At 67.1% G+C, this 14,412-nt stretch carries 15 protein-coding genes; 8 read left to right on the top strand and 7 right to left on the bottom strand.

The features are described 5' to 3' along the window. Window positions 1-14 precede the first annotated feature (14 nt). The 7 genes from AC5Y5W_RS07685 to AC5Y5W_RS07655 all read left to right on the top strand — a co-directional run bounded on the left by AC5Y5W_RS07685 (window position 15) and on the right by AC5Y5W_RS07655 (window position 6,730). Window positions 15-1,133, top strand: a complete 1,119-nt coding sequence (locus AC5Y5W_RS07685; RefSeq protein ID WP_500022244.1) for an alkaline phosphatase family protein — start codon at window positions 15-17, stop codon at window positions 1,131-1,133. 162 nt (window positions 1,134-1,295) lie between these two features. Beyond that, a complete protein-coding gene (gene nicT, locus AC5Y5W_RS07680; RefSeq protein WP_500022243.1) occupies window positions 1,296-2,414 on the top strand; it encodes a Nickel transporter NicT in 1,119 nt (372 codons plus the stop codon). Window positions 2,415-2,739: 325 nt separating this feature from the next. After that, window positions 2,740-3,039, top strand: coding sequence for a PE family protein (locus AC5Y5W_RS07675; protein ID WP_500022242.1), 300 nt, complete (start codon window positions 2,740-2,742; stop codon window positions 3,037-3,039). Window positions 3,040-3,050: 11 nt separating this feature from the next. Continuing rightward, a complete protein-coding gene (locus AC5Y5W_RS07670) occupies window positions 3,051-4,256 on the top strand; it encodes a PPE family protein (RefSeq protein ID WP_500022241.1) in 1,206 nt (401 codons plus the stop codon). A gap of 56 nt (window positions 4,257-4,312) precedes the next feature. Next, on the top strand, window positions 4,313-4,711 hold the full coding sequence (lpqS, locus tag AC5Y5W_RS07665) for a putative copper homeostasis (lipo)protein LpqS (protein ID WP_500022240.1): 399 nt from the start codon (window positions 4,313-4,315) through the stop codon (window positions 4,709-4,711). Window positions 4,712-5,000: 289 nt separating this feature from the next. Beyond that, complete coding sequence (locus AC5Y5W_RS07660) at window positions 5,001-6,083, top strand: PPE family protein (RefSeq protein ID WP_500022239.1); 1,083 nt, start codon at window positions 5,001-5,003, stop codon at window positions 6,081-6,083. A 26-nt stretch (window positions 6,084-6,109) separates the two neighbouring features. Then, window positions 6,110-6,730 (top strand): DedA family protein, encoded by a 621-nt coding sequence (locus AC5Y5W_RS07655; protein WP_500009223.1) that lies wholly within the window; start codon window positions 6,110-6,112, stop codon window positions 6,728-6,730. Here the strand turns inward: AC5Y5W_RS07655 and AC5Y5W_RS07650 are convergent. From AC5Y5W_RS07650 to map, 5 genes are all read right to left on the bottom strand, one after another. Further along, window positions 6,717-7,496, bottom strand: a complete 780-nt coding sequence (locus tag AC5Y5W_RS07650; RefSeq protein WP_500009221.1) for a 3-oxoacyl-ACP reductase — start codon at window positions 7,494-7,496, stop codon at window positions 6,717-6,719. The genes AC5Y5W_RS07655 and AC5Y5W_RS07650 overlap by 14 nt on opposite strands. Window positions 7,497-7,545: 49 nt before the next feature. Continuing rightward, complete coding sequence (locus tag AC5Y5W_RS07645; RefSeq protein ID WP_500009353.1) at window positions 7,546-8,259, bottom strand: gamma-glutamyl-gamma-aminobutyrate hydrolase family protein; 714 nt, start codon at window positions 8,257-8,259, stop codon at window positions 7,546-7,548. A 57-nt stretch (window positions 8,260-8,316) separates the two neighbouring features. Next, window positions 8,317-8,868 (bottom strand): alpha/beta fold hydrolase, encoded by a 552-nt coding sequence (locus AC5Y5W_RS07640; RefSeq protein WP_500009352.1) that lies wholly within the window; start codon window positions 8,866-8,868, stop codon window positions 8,317-8,319. A 162-nt stretch (window positions 8,869-9,030) separates the two neighbouring features. Continuing rightward, complete coding sequence (locus AC5Y5W_RS07635; RefSeq protein WP_500009220.1) at window positions 9,031-10,533, bottom strand: cobyric acid synthase; 1,503 nt, start codon at window positions 10,531-10,533, stop codon at window positions 9,031-9,033. A gap of 73 nt (window positions 10,534-10,606) precedes the next feature. Then, complete coding sequence (gene map, locus AC5Y5W_RS07630; RefSeq protein ID WP_500009218.1) at window positions 10,607-11,464, bottom strand: type I methionyl aminopeptidase; 858 nt, start codon at window positions 11,462-11,464, stop codon at window positions 10,607-10,609. 41 nt (window positions 11,465-11,505) lie between these two features. Here map and AC5Y5W_RS07625 point away from each other — a divergent pair, with 41 nt between their 5' ends. Continuing rightward, window positions 11,506-11,952, top strand: coding sequence for a nuclear transport factor 2 family protein (locus AC5Y5W_RS07625; protein WP_500009217.1), 447 nt, complete (start codon window positions 11,506-11,508; stop codon window positions 11,950-11,952). Here AC5Y5W_RS07625 and AC5Y5W_RS07620 read toward each other — a convergent pair. Both AC5Y5W_RS07620 and AC5Y5W_RS07615 read right to left on the bottom strand, forming a co-directional pair. Further along, window positions 11,949-12,524 carry a DUF1707 SHOCT-like domain-containing protein gene (locus AC5Y5W_RS07620; protein ID WP_500009216.1) on the bottom strand — a complete coding sequence of 192 codons (576 nt, stop codon included), beginning with the start codon at window positions 12,522-12,524 and terminating at the stop codon, window positions 11,949-11,951. The two genes, AC5Y5W_RS07625 and AC5Y5W_RS07620, sit on opposite strands and share 4 nt — an antisense overlap. A gap of 56 nt (window positions 12,525-12,580) precedes the next feature. Beyond that, the gene (locus tag AC5Y5W_RS07615) at window positions 12,581-14,392 is read right to left on the bottom strand and encodes a penicillin-binding transpeptidase domain-containing protein (protein ID WP_500009215.1); all 1,812 of its coding nucleotides are present in this window, start codon (window positions 14,390-14,392) and stop codon (window positions 12,581-12,583) included. Between the last annotated feature and the right edge of the window lie 20 nt (window positions 14,393-14,412).

Genomic DNA, 14,412 nt, shown 5'->3' with positions numbered 1-14,412 from the left:
CCAGACTGACGTCCGTGGTCGGTTCCATCTGCGACGTGTTGCCCGCCGCGGCTGCGCTGCTGTCAGCGCCGGAAGCGGTCGACGCAGTGGGGATCACCGAAACGGTGGGCGACGTGCGCCGCATCGCCGTCATTCTCGTCGACGGGATGGGCTGGCATCTGCTGCCGGAGCTGGCGGGCAGCGCTCCGCTGCTCGCGTCGATCCTGGCCGGCGAGGTCGGACGGCTCCAGGAACTGACGTGCACGTTCCCGTCGACGACACCGACCAGCCTGGTCTCGTTGGGCACCGGAGTCCCGCCGGGCCGGCACGGCGTTTTGGGCTTCACCGTCAAGCTGCCCGCCACCGACCGAGTGCTGCACCATATCTTTTGGCGCGACGACCCACCGCCCGCCCAGTGGCAGCCCGTCCCGACATGGTTCGAACGGCTCGCCGCGGCGGGTATCAGCGCGCGGGCGGTGCTGCCGGCCGCGTTCATCGGCAGCGGCCTCACCGAAGCGGCCTACCGCGGCGCGGACTTCCGTCCGGCGAACCCGGGCGATGACTACGCGCAGCGGGTGGCCGACGAGCTGGCGGCAGGACCGGGGCTGGTCTATGGCTACACCGCCGCCCTCGACACCGCCGCGCACGTGTTCGGGATCGGTTCACCGGAATGGCATAGCGCCGCCCGTTACATCGACGCGCTGCTCACGCGGCTGGTCGAGGCGCTGCCGGCAGATGCGGCGCTGCTGGTCACGGCCGACCACGGCGGACTGAACATCCCGGCGGGCGCGCGAATCGACCTCGGGACCGACGCACAGCTGGCCGCCGGAGTACGGGTGGCGGCCGGCGATCCGCGGGTGCGCTACCTCCATACCGTCGCCGGCGCGGCGCCCGACGTCATCGCGGCGTGGAGCGAGATACTGGCCGGGCGCGCCGAGGTGCGCAGCCGCGAAAATGCCGTTGCGGCAGGCGTGTTCGGGCCAGTGGACGGCGATCACCTCAACAGGATCGGCGATGTCGTCGTCACCTGCACCGGCGATACGGCGGTGCTGGCCACCGGTCTTGAGCCGCCGGAAGTGGCACAGCTGGTCGGATTCCACGGCGCTGCCACGGCGGCCGAACTGGCGATCCCGCTGATCACCTACCGGCGTTGAGCGAGGACGCAATTCCAGCGTTGCTACGGAATTCCACTAAATTCCACGATATTCCACTTGCAAATGATTTGCATTATTACTGCAAATCGTCTGCATGACGCTTGCTGAAGGATTAACGTCGTCAACGGCCGGGGTTTTCTTCTCGCGCGGAGAGGACACGACATGGCCGGCGCTGCATTCGGTCAGCAGCAATCGTCGTGGTCGAGGTTGCGAAACGCCTTGACGCCAGACGAGTGGCTACGTCTGTGCGCCATGTTCGCAGTGATCGTCGCGCTGCATCTGATCGGTTGGTGCACGCTGGTGCTCGTCGTCGAACCGGCGCACTTTTCGGTCGGAGACAAGGCCTTCGGTATCGGCATCGGGTTGACGGCCTACACCCTGGGACTGCGGCACGCCTTTGACGCCGACCACATCGCGGCGATCGACAACACCACCCGCAAGCTGATGAACGACGGGCAGCGCCCGTTGGCCGTCGGCTTCTTCTTCTCGCTGGGCCACTCCTCTGTCGTCTTCGGGCTGGCACTGCTGCTGGCATTCGGCATCAAAGCGATCGTTGGGCCGGTCAGGCAGGATTCGTCGGCGCTGCACCACTACACCGGCCTGATCGGCACGACGGTCTCGGGCGTGTTCTTGTACCTGATCGCCGCCATCAACGTGGTCATCCTGGTTGGGATCCTGCGGGTGTTCGCCCAGATGCGCCGCAGCGTCTACGACGAGGACGAGCTGGAAGAACAGCTGAACAACCGCGGATTGCTCAATCGTTTCCTTGGTCGCTTCACCAAGTCGATTACCGAGTCCTGGCATATGTATCCGGTCGGCCTGTTGTTCGGGCTAGGCTTCGACACCGCCACCGAGGTCGCGCTGCTGGTGCTGGCCGGCACCAGCGCCGCGGCCGGCCTGCCCTGGTACGCAATTCTGTGTCTGCCGGTGCTGTTCACCGCCGGAATGTGCTTGTTGGACACCATCGATGGTTCGTTCATGAACTTCGCCTATGGCTGGGCCTTTTCGAATCCGGTGCGCAAGGTGTACTACAACATCACCATCACCGGGCTGTCCGTGGCGGTTGCCCTGCTGATCGGCAGCGTCGAACTGCTTGGCCTATTCGTCGATCAATTCGGCTGGGGCGGCCCATTTTGGGATTGGGTCGGCGGGCTGAACCTCAACGCCGTCGGCTTTGTCATTGTCGGGCTGTTCGTGGCGACATGGGTTGTCGCTCTGATGGTCTGGCGTTATGGCCGTATCGAGGAGAAGTGGGCCGTGCAGGCCGAACGCGTCGGCTAAAACGCGTCGAGAGGTCGGCTTGGGTTGATATCAGGCCGCGTTCACCGCCGTGCCAGAAGCGGGTAGCCAATGCTACCCACGATCAGTGCAGCTTGGCCCGCGCGATGGGTCGAACTGTGATTTTCAGCTCGGACATGACCGTCCGAGTCCGCAACATTCGACGACCGTAACGATCTCGATTCGGTCCAGGCACGGTGCCTGCTGTCTAACGCATGCATTGGGCCAATTTTCAGGCACGCCTGTGCAAATACGGGTGTGCGTTGCCTGCATGCGCCCAGGGATGGACTAGTCCACCGGGGCGATCTGGTATTCGAAGGAGCAGTCCATGTCATTCGTCAACATCGTACCCGAAGCGCTGTCCGCGGCGGCGATTAATCTACAATCTGTCGGCTCGGCGGTGAGCGCCCAGAATGCCGCAGCGGCGGCACCGACCACGGCACTCATTCCCGCGGCCGCCGACGAGGTATCAGCGCTGACTGCAGCACAATTCGCCGCACACGCGCAGATGTACCAACTGGTCAGCGCGCAAGCCAACGCCATCCACCACGCGTTCGTGACGATGCTGGCGACCAGCTCGGGGTCTTACGCGGCCACCGAGACAGCTAACGCTGTCGCCACGAGTTGAGGAGCGATGCAATGGATTTCGCAGCCCTACCACCAGAAATCAACTCCGCCCGCATGTACGTCGGGGCTGGTGCCGGACCATTATTGGCAGCTGCCACGACGTGGGACAACCTATCCGCCGAATTGGCCTCTGCAACCGCAGATTACGGGTCGGCGGTCACCAATCTGGCCACCGGACCATGGCGCGGTCCGGCATCGGCGTCGATGGCCGCGGCCGCCGCTCCGTATGTGGCGTGGATGGGCAGCGCCGCGGCCCAGGCGCAACTGACGGCCATCCAAGCCAAGGCCGCTGCGGGCGCTTACGAAGTCGCGTTCGCCATGACGGTGCCCCCGCCGGTGATCGCCGCCAATCGTGCGCTGCTGGCGTCGTTGGTCGCGACCAACTTCCTTGGCCAGAACACGCCGGCGATCGCGGCCACCGAAGCGCACTACGCCGAGATGTGGGCACAGGACGCCGCGGCGATGTACGGCTATGCCGGCTTGTCGGCGGCCGCATCGGCGTTGGCGCCGTTCACCGAACCACCGGTGACCACGACGACGGCTGGTCCGGTTTTGCAGGCCGCGGCGGTTACCCAAGCCACCGGAACGGCAACCGTCGCAGGCACTCAGACGGCTCTTTCGCAGTTGACGACTACCATCCCGCAGACACTGCAGGGCCTCTCCTCCCCGGCGTCGTCGACGTTGGGCTCCGGTTTCCTGGGCTCCTTGTTCCCGGATGGCCTGTTTGGTTCGGAGGGCCTGGGGCTGAATGACAATTTCTGGAACACCATCTTCTCGTCGGGGTTCTACATGCCAGGGAACTTCTTGGGCACCATGACCGATTTCGCCGCGATGGCGGGCGTCGGTGGCGCTGCGGAGGCAGCCGAGGGGGCGGCGGCTGGAGGCGCGGCTGCCGCCGAAGGGCTCGGCGGCGCATTGGCAGGCCCGCTCGGTGGACTCGGCGGACTTGGCGGAGTAGCGGCCGGTTTGGGTCAGGCAGGCTCGATCGGACCATTGTCGGTGCCGTCGAGTTGGACGGCCATGTCGCCGATTGCCTCCGGGGCCACCGCATTGCCGAGCATCGCCCAGGGCATCCCGCCGGGCGGCGTGGCAGGCGGTCCGGGGAGCCTACTGGGCGGGATGCCGCTGGCAGGTGCGAATGGCCACGGGCTGAATGGCTCCGCGCCCCGATACGGGTTCCGCCCGAGTGTGATGGCCCACCCGCCGGCCGCCGGATAGCGCACCACGTCGCAGCGCTGCTGAACCCCGCTGCGCGCTGTTACAGTTGAGACACTGTGAAATTCAGCGTCGCACGCCGACCTTCACGGTCGCAGTCGGCCATCGCCATCGCCGCGGTGGTATGCGTGCTGGCCGCTGTCCTCGGGTGCTGGTTGCTGCGGTTAGAACGCGCCGTGCCGGACACCCCGCCGTCGGCCACCGCGTCGAGCGCTGCCCATGTTGACCACGCGCAGCTGGGACAGGCCTCCGCACCGGCAAGTCATACGGCATTCAAGGCCGCGGGACTGCACCGCGATCGTCCACCGGCCCAATTGCGGGTGATACCCGCGTCGCAAACTTCGCCGGTGTCAACGCCGATCGTGTGGTCGTGGCCGGGCGGCACGTGCGCCCGTGCGCCGGCATCGGATCATTCCGGACAAGATCTCTTAACTCAGTTCTGCATCGCTCGGCAGTGACCGATTCGGCGCCGAGCCGTCGGGCCATGCCATGGCGGCCGATGAGCGCCGACCCACGCCATCCGCGGTGTATCAGCTTTCGACGCTGACCTCGGCGACGTAGCCCGCGACTCAGTTCTGAATCGCGTAGCAGCGTCCGCGGTACGAGCACCGCAGTGGCCGATGGGTCTGTCTCCGTCACAATGTCCGTTCTTCTTCAGGAGAAGTCCATGTCTGCACTGTCTTTAATCATCAGCAAATCAGGCATTCCCGCCGATCCAATCGCGGCGCTTCACGGAGGTGCATAGCGATGGACTATGGAATGTTGCCGCCCGAAATCAACTCCGCCCGGATGTATTCCGGGGCCGGCGCCGGTCCGATGCTGGCCGCAGCATCGGCCTGGGACGAACTGGCCACCGAGCTCGGCTCGGCGTCGCTCGCCTACTCCTCGGTGATCTCCGGGCTGACCGCGGCATCGTGGTCGGGCCCATCGTCGGGGGCGATGGCAGCCGCGGCCGCACCTTACGTGGGGTGGCTACAAGCCACCGCTGCCCAGGCCGAAGAAACCGCCAACCAAGCGCGATTGGCCGTCGGTGCCTATGAAACCGCGTTCGCGATGACAGTGCCGCCGCCGCTCATCGCCGCCAACCGCGCTCAGCTGATGACGCTGCTTGCCACCAATGTCCTGGGACAAAATGCGCCGGCGATCGCCGCGACTGAGGCTCAGTACGACGCGATGTGGGCTCAGGATGCTGCCGCCATGTACGGCTACGCCGGCTCGTCAGCGGCGGCCTCGCAGTTGAGTCCGTTCACCGAGCCGCCACCGACCACCCATGGCCCGGCCGCTATTCAAGCCGCAACGCCGCATGCGCTCGCGGGACTGGCATCGCCCTCGTCGCCGGCGACGTCGTCGTCGCTGCATTCGCTGTCGCTGCTGAACTCACTTACCGTGCCCGCCAGACTCGCGACCTATCCCTTGACGTTTTTGATGCGAGGTCTCGGGTTCGCGAAAACAGGCACCGCGTCGGCTATCGCCGCCCCAGCGGCCGTCACCGCCGCCAACTCGGCTCTGGGCGGCTGGGCCGGTTCGGCCCCAAGCGCGATTGGCTCGGCCACCACGGCACTGGGCAGCAGCGGGTCTAGCGTCTCGGCGAGCCTGGGCAGGGCCACCGCCATCGGCCCGCTGTCTGTGCCGCAGCTCTGGGCAGGTCCGACGACAAGCCCGGCGGCCGCGACATTGCCGGGCGCCGGCGTCGGGATGCCCGGGACGAGCGGATTGTCCGGCATGCCGTTGATGCCGATAACGCATATGGCCGGACGCTCAGCTGGCGGTGCAACGCCGCAATACGACCTGCGTCCCACCGTGATTCCGCGCTCGCCTTCAGCCGGATGAAACCAACCTTTCAGGAGACGATCTCAATGCAAGATTTCATCGCCAGCTACAGCTATGTCGCCGTGTTTGTGCTCATGACAGCCGAATCGGCTTGCATCCCCATTCCGTCGGAGCTGGTCATGCTCTTCGGCGGGGCGTTGGCCGCCCAGGCGTTACCCGGCGCCGGCCCCAGCCTCGTCCTCATCGTGGCGGCCGGCGTCGCGGGCAACGCGGCCGGCAGCTATCTGGCGTGGTCGCTCGGACGCTATGGCGGCCAAGCCGTTTGGCATCGCTGGGGCAGCCGCGTGTGGCTGCGCGGTCACGATCTGCAACGCGCCGAGCGCTGGTTCGCACGTTACGGCGGCGCCGCGGTTTTCATTGGGCGGCTGCTGCCCGCGGTGCGCACATTCATTTCACTGCCGGCGGGGATCTCGGCCATGCCGCCGCTGCGGTTCGGCATCTATACCGTTGCCGGCTGCATCCCCTGGACCGCGGCGCTTGCCGGGGCCGGCTATGCGCTCGGCCGCGACTGGCAGCAGGTTGCCGATGCCCTGCACGGGCCGGCTTGTGCAATAGGCAGTGTCGTCGGTGTGCTCTGCGCGGCTGCGGCGGTGGTGTTTTTCGTTCGACACCGCGAACGGCTGACCGAGCCGACTACACCGGGGTGACGTAGGCGGCGCTGATGCCGCCGTCGACCAGAAACGCCGAGGCCGTGATGAATGAGGCGTCGTCGCTGGCCAGGAATGCAGCGGCGGCGGCGATTTCGGGTGCTTCAGCGAAGCGGCCCATCGGCACGTGCACCAACCGGCGGGCGGCGCGCTCGGGGTCCTTGGCGAAAAGCTCCTGCAGCAGCGGAGTGTTCACCGGGCCCGGGCACAGCGCGTTGACCCGGATACCCTGCCGGGCGAACTGCACCCCGAGCTCACGTGACATCGCCACCACTCCGCCCTTGGAGGCGGTGTAGGAGATCTGCGACGTCGCCGAGCCCATCACTGCGACGAACGAGGCGACATTGACAATCGAGCCGCTTCCTGCGGGCACCATGTGGCGCAACGCGGCCCGGCAACACAGGTAGACCGATGTCAGGTTGACGTCTTGCACCCGCTGCCAGGCCGGCAGCTCGGTGTTCTCGATCAGCTCGTCCTCGGGCGGTGAGATGCCGGCGTTGTTGACCGCGATGTCGACCGAGCCGTAGGTTGCCGCCGCAGTGTCGAACAGTGCGTTGACGGCGGCTTCGTCGGAAACGTCCACCGGCACAAACAAACCGGCCAAGTCGTCGGCGGCCTGTGCGCCGGCCCGCCGATCGATGTCGCCGACGACGATCGTGGCCCCTTCGGCGTGCAGCCGCTGCGCGGTGGCCAGACCGATGCCGCCGGCGGCGCCGGTGACCACGGCGATTTTGCCGGCCAGCCGCCGGTTCAGATCCGTGCTCATCTGCGCCGCTCCTTCTCATCGCTGCGCTCTGCATCGTCGCCGGCGCGGCTCATCTGTTCACGCTCGCATACGCGCGGGCCGCATCGACGATCGCCGTGAACAGCCGCAGGTCATCGAGGCTTTCCTCGGGATGCCATTGCACGGCGAGCACAAAAGCATCACCGGGCAACTCCAGGGCCTCGATCACGCCGTCGACGTCCCAGGCGCTGACGATCAGTCCGTCGCCGATGTCGCCGATGGCCTGGTGGTGATAGCAGCGCACGTCGGCCGACTCCCCCAGCAATCCCGCCAACCGGGTGCCGGCCACGGTGCACACCTTCAGCGTGGTGAACACCGCGTTGCCGGCCCGGTGGCCGCTGTGCCCGATGACGTCGGGCAGGTGCTGATGCAGCGTTCCGCCGAGCGCGACGTTGAGCACCTGCGCGCCCCGGCAGATGCCCAGCACCGGCAGCGCGCGCCGCAGCGCTCCACGCAGCAGGGTGAATTCCCAGGCGTCGCGTTGCCGGCCGGGCTCGTCGGTGGCCGGATGCGGTTGCTGGCCGTAGGCGGCGGGATCGACGTCCTTGCCGCCGGTGATCACCAGGGCGTCGAGGCCGTCGAGTACCCGCTCGGCGATGTCGGCGTCCACCGGCTGGGGCGGCAGCAGCGTCGCCACGCCGCCGGCTCGCGCGACGCCCTCAAAATAGACGGCCGGCAAAAAACTGGCCATCACATCCCAAATGCCGGTCTGGGCCTGATCCAGATAGGTGGTCATCCCGATCATCGGGGGCCGCGAGGTTTGCACGTCACCACCGTAGGCCGACGCCGCGGCCGCGGCCGGTCACCAGGTGCTGGTACGCAGGACGATTTCGGCGGCCAGCTGCGCTGTGGAATCTTGCACGTTGCGGCGCCCCAGCAACTCCACCACGCGGTAATCCCCGTAGACGAACCGCTGGCTGGCGCGGGCCACCGCCTGCGCTGCAGGCGAGCTGACCAGCGCGGTGGTGTTGATTTCCACCGGTGGGCAGTCTTGGTCGCGGATGACCCCGGCGACGTCGGGCGCCCGCGGATGCCCGCGATCGACGACAATCAGACCGGTGAAGCGGTCCAACCTGGTCGCCGCGAGCTCCCAGGCCAGTTCGCCGCCGATGCGATCGCCTACCAGCACCCCCCAGTCGATATCGAGCACGTCGAGAATGCCGACTACGGACTTGGCGGTCAGCCGTTGGTCCGGGCCGATGACAAGCGTCCGCAGCGACGCGGTGTGCAGGCGTTCACAGAGCGGGTCGTAGGCAGCCAGTGGCCGCTGGGCCGCGCCGAGCACCACGACGACCGAGCCCCGTTCCGGGCCCGCGATATTGACCTCGATCGGGAATCCGTCGATGGTGGTCATCATCGTCGAGGGCACTTTCGCAAGCTACAGCCATTGCCCTCGGCGCGTGGCGTTTCTGCACTGTCTCTCAGATGGATATCAGGTGAACTGATGTCTAATAGCTGCCCCGGCGGTCGCGGTGTCTCAGAACACTTGCGCTAGCGCAGTTTTGACAACGGTTCGCTAATCGTGCAGACCCGCAACGACAGTCGGGCGCGGCGGCGGGCCGTTGTCGAGTAGACCGATGATTGCGTCGATGTCGACGTGCGCCGCCAACAAATCGGCCATCAGGTCCAGCTGACCGTCACGGCGCGCCGCCACATCCACATCGTCAGCCACAACGAAACCATTCTGGCCCGCCGCGGCCGCGGCCGCAGTCAACCACTTTCGCCGAAACTCGTCGTTGTCGAACAGGCCATGCCAGTGGGTGCCGTACACATGGTCGCGTCGATAGCCCTGCGGTGATCCGTCCGCGTCGAACCAGGCCGCTTCGGCGCAGCGAGCGACCCGGCCGTGGTGGATCTCGTAGCCGTTCAGCGGACCCTGCCACCGGCGCAACACCTTCTTGGCATCGAACACGATGTCGGCGTCGAGCAGACTCAGCCCGTCGACACGCCCGGCCCGGGTCTCCACCCGGTCGTCGATCGAGCGGCACAACATCTGGAAACCGCCGCAGATACCCAGTACCGGCCGACCGGATTCTGCCTGCGCTGTGATCGCCTGGTCCAGGCCACGCGCGCGCAACCAGCGCAGATCGTCGACCGTGGCCTTGCTACCCGGCACCACGATCACGTCGACGTCGGTCAGGTCGGCAGGTTCACTGACCCAGCGCACCACCGCCCCGGGCTCGCAGGCCAGCGCCTCGACGTCGGTGGAGTTGGAGATTCGCGGCAGCCGCAGCGCGCCGACGCGAAGCCGGCCCTGCCCGCGCGGCGGTTGTGGTGTGCCCATCACGCGGTGATCCATCACCGAGACGGAATCCTCCGAATCCATCCATAGTTCCTCGGCGTAGGGCAGGACGCCGTAGGTCGGACGGCCGGTGAGGTCGGCCAGTTGCCGCAGACCGGGTGCCAACAGCGTGTGGTCGCCGCGGAATTTGTTGACGATGAACCCGGCGATCAGCGCTTGGTCTGGCGCGTCGAGTACTGCCACCGTGCCGAACAAATGGGCCAGCAACCCGCCGCGATCGATGTCGCCGACCAGGATCACCGGCAGATGCGCGGCCCGGGCCAGTCCCAGGTTGACCAGATCGTTTTCGCGCAGGTTGATTTCTGCAGGCGATCCGGCGCCCTCGCAGATCACGGCGTCGAATTCGGCGCGCAGGCTTGCCAATTCGTCGGCCACCACAGCCGCGAGCTCGTTGCGCTGGGTCCAGTACCCGGTGCCGCTGACCGAGCCGGCGACCTGGCCACGGACCACCAGCTGTGAACTGCGGTCGCTGCCGGGTTTGAGCAGGATGGGGTTGAACCGGACGCTTGGCGGCAATCCGGCGGCGCGGGCCTGCACGGCCTGCGCCCGACCGATCTCGCCGTTTTCGACGGTGACGGCGGAGTTGTTGGACATGTTCTGCGCCTTGAACGGCGCCACCCGGATGCCCTTGCGGGCCAACAGCCGGCACAGCCCGGCCACCACCATCGATTTCCCGGCGTCGGAGCTGGTGCCCGCGACCAGCAGCGCCCCGCTCACGTTGGTTGCGCGACCAGACGCAGAATCGCATTTTTCGTGCCGCGATCGTGCGATTCTGCGTCTGGTCGCGCGCTCACGGCAGCGTCAGGATTTCGGCGCCGCTGTCGGTGACCAGCAGGGTGTGCTCGAACTGCGCGGTCCACTTGCGGTCCTTGGTGACCACCGTCCAGCCGTCGTCCCAGATTTCGTAGTCGAGGGCCCCGAGGTTGATCATCGGCTCGATGGTGAACGTCATCCCCGGCTCGAGGATCGTGGTGACCGCGGGCTGGTCGTAGTGCAGCACCACCAGGCCGTTGTGGAACGTGGTGCCGATGCCGTGACCGGTGAAGTCGCGAACCACGTTGTAGCCGAACCGGTTTGCATACGACTCGATGACGCGCCCGACCACCGACAATGCCCGGCCCGGTTTGACGGCTTTGATCGCGCGCATCGTCGCCTCGTGGGTGCGCTCGACCAGCAGCCGGTGTTCTTCGGAGACGTCGCCGGCCAGAAACGTCGCGTTGGTGTCGCCGTGTACGCCGTCGATGTAGGCGGTGACGTCGATGTTGACGATGTCGCCGTCCTCGATCACCGTCGAGTCGGGGATGCCGTGGCAGATCACCTCGTTCAGCGACGTGCAGCACGACTTGGGGAAACCCTTGTAGCCCAGGGTCGACGGGTAGGCGCCGTGGTCGACCATGTAGTCGTGCGCGACCCGGTCCAGCGCATCGGTGGTGATCCCGGGTGCCACCGCCTTGCCTGCCTCGGCCAGCGCGCCGGCCGCGATCCGGCCCGCAGTGCGCATCTTCTCGATGACCTCGGGAGTTTGTAACCACGGCTCGCTGCCCTCGCGCGCGGTGGCTTTACCGACGTATTCCGGGCGGGGAACCGACGCCGGCACCGGCAGTGTCGGAGACTGCACGCCGGGGGAAAGTGCGGTGCGAACAGGCATGTCGCCAGGGTAGTCGGATGGTCGGGCTACATTGCACGACCATGGAGATCGACACCGTTGACGCAGAGTTCACCGCACAGTTCGCCGAGCGGTTCGCCGACACCTGGCGCACACCGGACCTGGCCAGGCACGAGGCGCTGTGGAGCGACGACATCGTGCTGGTCCAGCCGATGATGGGCACCCTGCACGGCAAACGGGCCTGCCTGTCAGCATTCCAGCGGTTGTTCGCACTGATTCCCGACTTGCACGCCGACGTGCGCACCGTCGGCCACGGCAACGCGGAGGTGTTCATCGAGTTCACGTTGAGCGGAACCTACGGCGGTAAGCCGATCGCGTGGGACGCCGTCGATCGCTTCGCATTCATCGACGGACTGATCGCCGAACGAGTCTCCTATTTCAACGCGGTTCCGCTGGCGCTCACGCTGATCCGCCGGCCGCGCGGATGGGGTCGGCTGGCGCGCGCCGGCGCGACGCTTTTCCGGCGCTAACGCCGCCGCAGCAACAACCGGCGCGGTCCCTTGATCACCACCGAGCCGCAGACCACTCGTCCGGTCAACACCACATGGGGTGTTCCTTCGGCGGGCGCGGCCTTGCGGCGGTCGCTGGCACTACCGGCGTAAACCTCGACGTCGTCGATCGAGGCGCTGGCGCCCTCGGGCAGGCGGATTTCGACCGATCCGAACTTCATATCGAGTTCGATGACGACGACCGGGCCGGCGAAACGCGCGTTCACCAGGTCCAACTCGCATGACCCCACCCGGCGCACCAGCGCCAGCCGGGTCGGCACCATCCACCCGCCGTGCCGCTTGAGAGAGCCGAGCCAGCCGCGCAGTTCGACCCGGTCGGCTGCCGAGGTGACGATCGCCCCGGGGCCGGGCAGGTCGCTGACCAGGCTGTCCAGCTCGGTGCGAGTCCGGGCGTAGGACACCTGCGACGAGCGTTCCTCGAACTCGCCGATATCGATCAGCCCCAGCGCGACCGCGTTGTGCAGCCGGCGCAGTGTGCCGTTGCGGTCGGCATCCGAAACCCGCAGCTCGGTCAATTGGTCAGGCTGGGTCATAGCCGTTTCAATGTACCGCCGCCGCGGGTGCCGCGGACCGCTCCGCTAGTCGACCGTCAAGCCAGATAGTCGCCGGGCAGCTGGCCCAGCATGAACTTGGTCATCCGCACCGCGTATTCCGAGCTGCCGCCCCCGACGATCAGCGCCGCGAATGCCATATCACCGCGGTACCCGGCGAACCACGAGTGCGATCCGCCCGGGAATTCGGCCTCCCCCGTCTTCCCGAACACCGCACCGCACTCGGAGATGTCCGTCGCGGTGCCGTTGGTCACCACCAACCGCATCATCGGCCGCAGGCCGTCGAGCATCTTGGGGCTCACCGGCGTGCCATCGCCGGCCACCGTCGTCTCCCGGCCCTCGATCAGCCGCGGCACCGGCGTCTTCCCGGCGGCCACCGTGGCCGCGACCAGCGCCATGCCGAACGGGCTGGCCAGCACCTTGCCCTGGCCGAAGCCGTCTTCCGTGCGCTCGGCCAGATCCACCGTCGGGGGCACTGAACCGGTCACCGTGGTGATGCCGTCCACCTGGTAATCGAGGCCGACGCCGTACTTGGCCGCCGCTTGCGTCAACGCTCGAGGCGGCATCCGGCTGGCCAATTCCGCGAACGTGGTGTTGCAGGAACTGGCGAAAGCCCGTGACATCGGCACCACACCCAGGTCGAACCCGCCGTAGTTGGGCACGGTGCGGTGCCCGATGTCGATCGTGCCCGGACAGCCCAGCAGCGTGTTGGGGCTGGCCATATCGCGCTCGATCGCCGCACCGGCGGTGACCATCTTGAACGTCGACCCGGGTGGATACAGGCCGCTGGTGGCGATCGGGCCGTCGGCGTCAGCGGCGGCGTTCTGGGCAACCGCCAGAATCTCGCCGGTCGAGGGTTTGATCGCCACGATCATCGCCTGGCGGCTCTGGTTGTCGACGGCATGCTGAGCTGCGTTCTGCACCGAGCGGTCCAGGCTGATCGAGATCGACGGCGCCGGTGCGGGTTCGACCTCGTGCAGCACCGCGACGTCGACTCCGTTCTGGTTGACGCTGACCACCCGCCAGCCGGGCTGGCCGTCGAGTTGGTCCGTCACGGCCTGCTTCACCTGGCTGATCAACGCGGGTGCGAAGTGCTCGTCGGTCGGCAGCAGCTCGGCCTGTGGCGTGATCACCACCCCGGGCAGGTTTCCGATTGCCGGAGCGACGGCGTTGTTGTCGTCGGCGCGCAGCGTGATCAGATCCAGCGGCTTGGCCGACGAGCTGGCCTGTTCGGCGAGTAACTGCGGGTCGTTCAGCGCGTCGTCGAAGGGGTGCAGGGCGTCGATCACCGCGCGGGCGGTCTGGATGAGCTGGCCGCCGGCCCGGCCGGCGTCCAGCGTGTAGTGGTAGAGGTAGCCGGGCACCAGCACATCGGTACCGCCAAGTTCGTTGACGCCGGCACGTCGTGGCGGATCGGCCCGCAGCGCGAACGTCTGATGCTCGCCGAGCCGCGGGTGCAGCCCGGTGGTGGTCCACCGGACCAGCCAGCGGCCCTCGTCACGGGCCATCTTCAGTTGCCCGTCGTAGGTCCAGGCCCGGTTCTTCGGTAGCTGCCACGTGAAGCGGTAAGCCACCGTGCCGGTGTCTTCGGTGTAGCGCGCGCCCAAGAGCTGGGTGTCCAGGTGGGTGGCCTGCAAACCGGCCCACGCCGCATTGAGCGCCTCGCGGGCATTGCTCGGGTCATCGCTGAGCTCGGCGGCGGCGGCGGTGTCGCCGGTCGACAAGGCAGCGAAGAATCGCTCGGCGGCCGGACCCGGCCCGTCGGGGCGCGGCGTGCAGGCGGGCAAGGCGGCGACCGCGACCAACAGCAGACACACGGCTTGCGATGCAAATGTGGTTTTTGTTGCCATTGAGGCAAATGTTATGAAAT

The organism is Mycobacterium sp. NGS51 (assembly GCF_059812525.1).
The sequence above is the reverse complement of the archived record's forward strand: the minus strand, read 5'-3'. Positions and strand labels throughout refer to the sequence as shown.

Excerpts from the sequence above, each read along its gene's own strand:
- nicT (WP_500022243.1), top strand. The coding sequence starts at position 1,296 with ATGGCCGGCGCTGCATTCGGTCAGCAGCAATCGTCGTGGTCGAGGTTG.
- AC5Y5W_RS07675 (WP_500022242.1), top strand. The coding sequence starts at position 2,740 with ATGTCATTCGTCAACATCGTACCCGAAGCGCTGTCCGCGGCGGCGATT.
- AC5Y5W_RS07670 (WP_500022241.1), top strand. The coding sequence starts at position 3,051 with ATGGATTTCGCAGCCCTACCACCAGAAATCAACTCCGCCCGCATGTAC.
- AC5Y5W_RS07660 (WP_500022239.1), top strand. The coding sequence starts at position 5,001 with ATGGACTATGGAATGTTGCCGCCCGAAATCAACTCCGCCCGGATGTAT.
- AC5Y5W_RS07655 (WP_500009223.1), top strand. The coding sequence starts at position 6,110 with ATGCAAGATTTCATCGCCAGCTACAGCTATGTCGCCGTGTTTGTGCTC.
- AC5Y5W_RS07650 (WP_500009221.1), bottom strand. The coding sequence starts at position 7,496 with ATGAGCACGGATCTGAACCGGCGGCTGGCCGGCAAAATCGCCGTGGTC.
- AC5Y5W_RS07645 (WP_500009353.1), bottom strand. The coding sequence starts at position 8,259 with ATGATCGGGATGACCACCTATCTGGATCAGGCCCAGACCGGCATTTGG.
- AC5Y5W_RS07640 (WP_500009352.1), bottom strand. The coding sequence starts at position 8,868 with ATGACCACCATCGACGGATTCCCGATCGAGGTCAATATCGCGGGCCCG.
- map (WP_500009218.1), bottom strand. The coding sequence starts at position 11,464 with ATGCCTGTTCGCACCGCACTTTCCCCCGGCGTGCAGTCTCCGACACTG.
- AC5Y5W_RS07625 (WP_500009217.1), top strand. The coding sequence starts at position 11,506 with ATGGAGATCGACACCGTTGACGCAGAGTTCACCGCACAGTTCGCCGAG.
- AC5Y5W_RS07620 (WP_500009216.1), bottom strand. The coding sequence starts at position 12,524 with ATGACCCAGCCTGACCAATTGACCGAGCTGCGGGTTTCGGATGCCGAC.
- AC5Y5W_RS07615 (WP_500009215.1), bottom strand. The coding sequence starts at position 14,392 with ATGGCAACAAAAACCACATTTGCATCGCAAGCCGTGTGTCTGCTGTTG.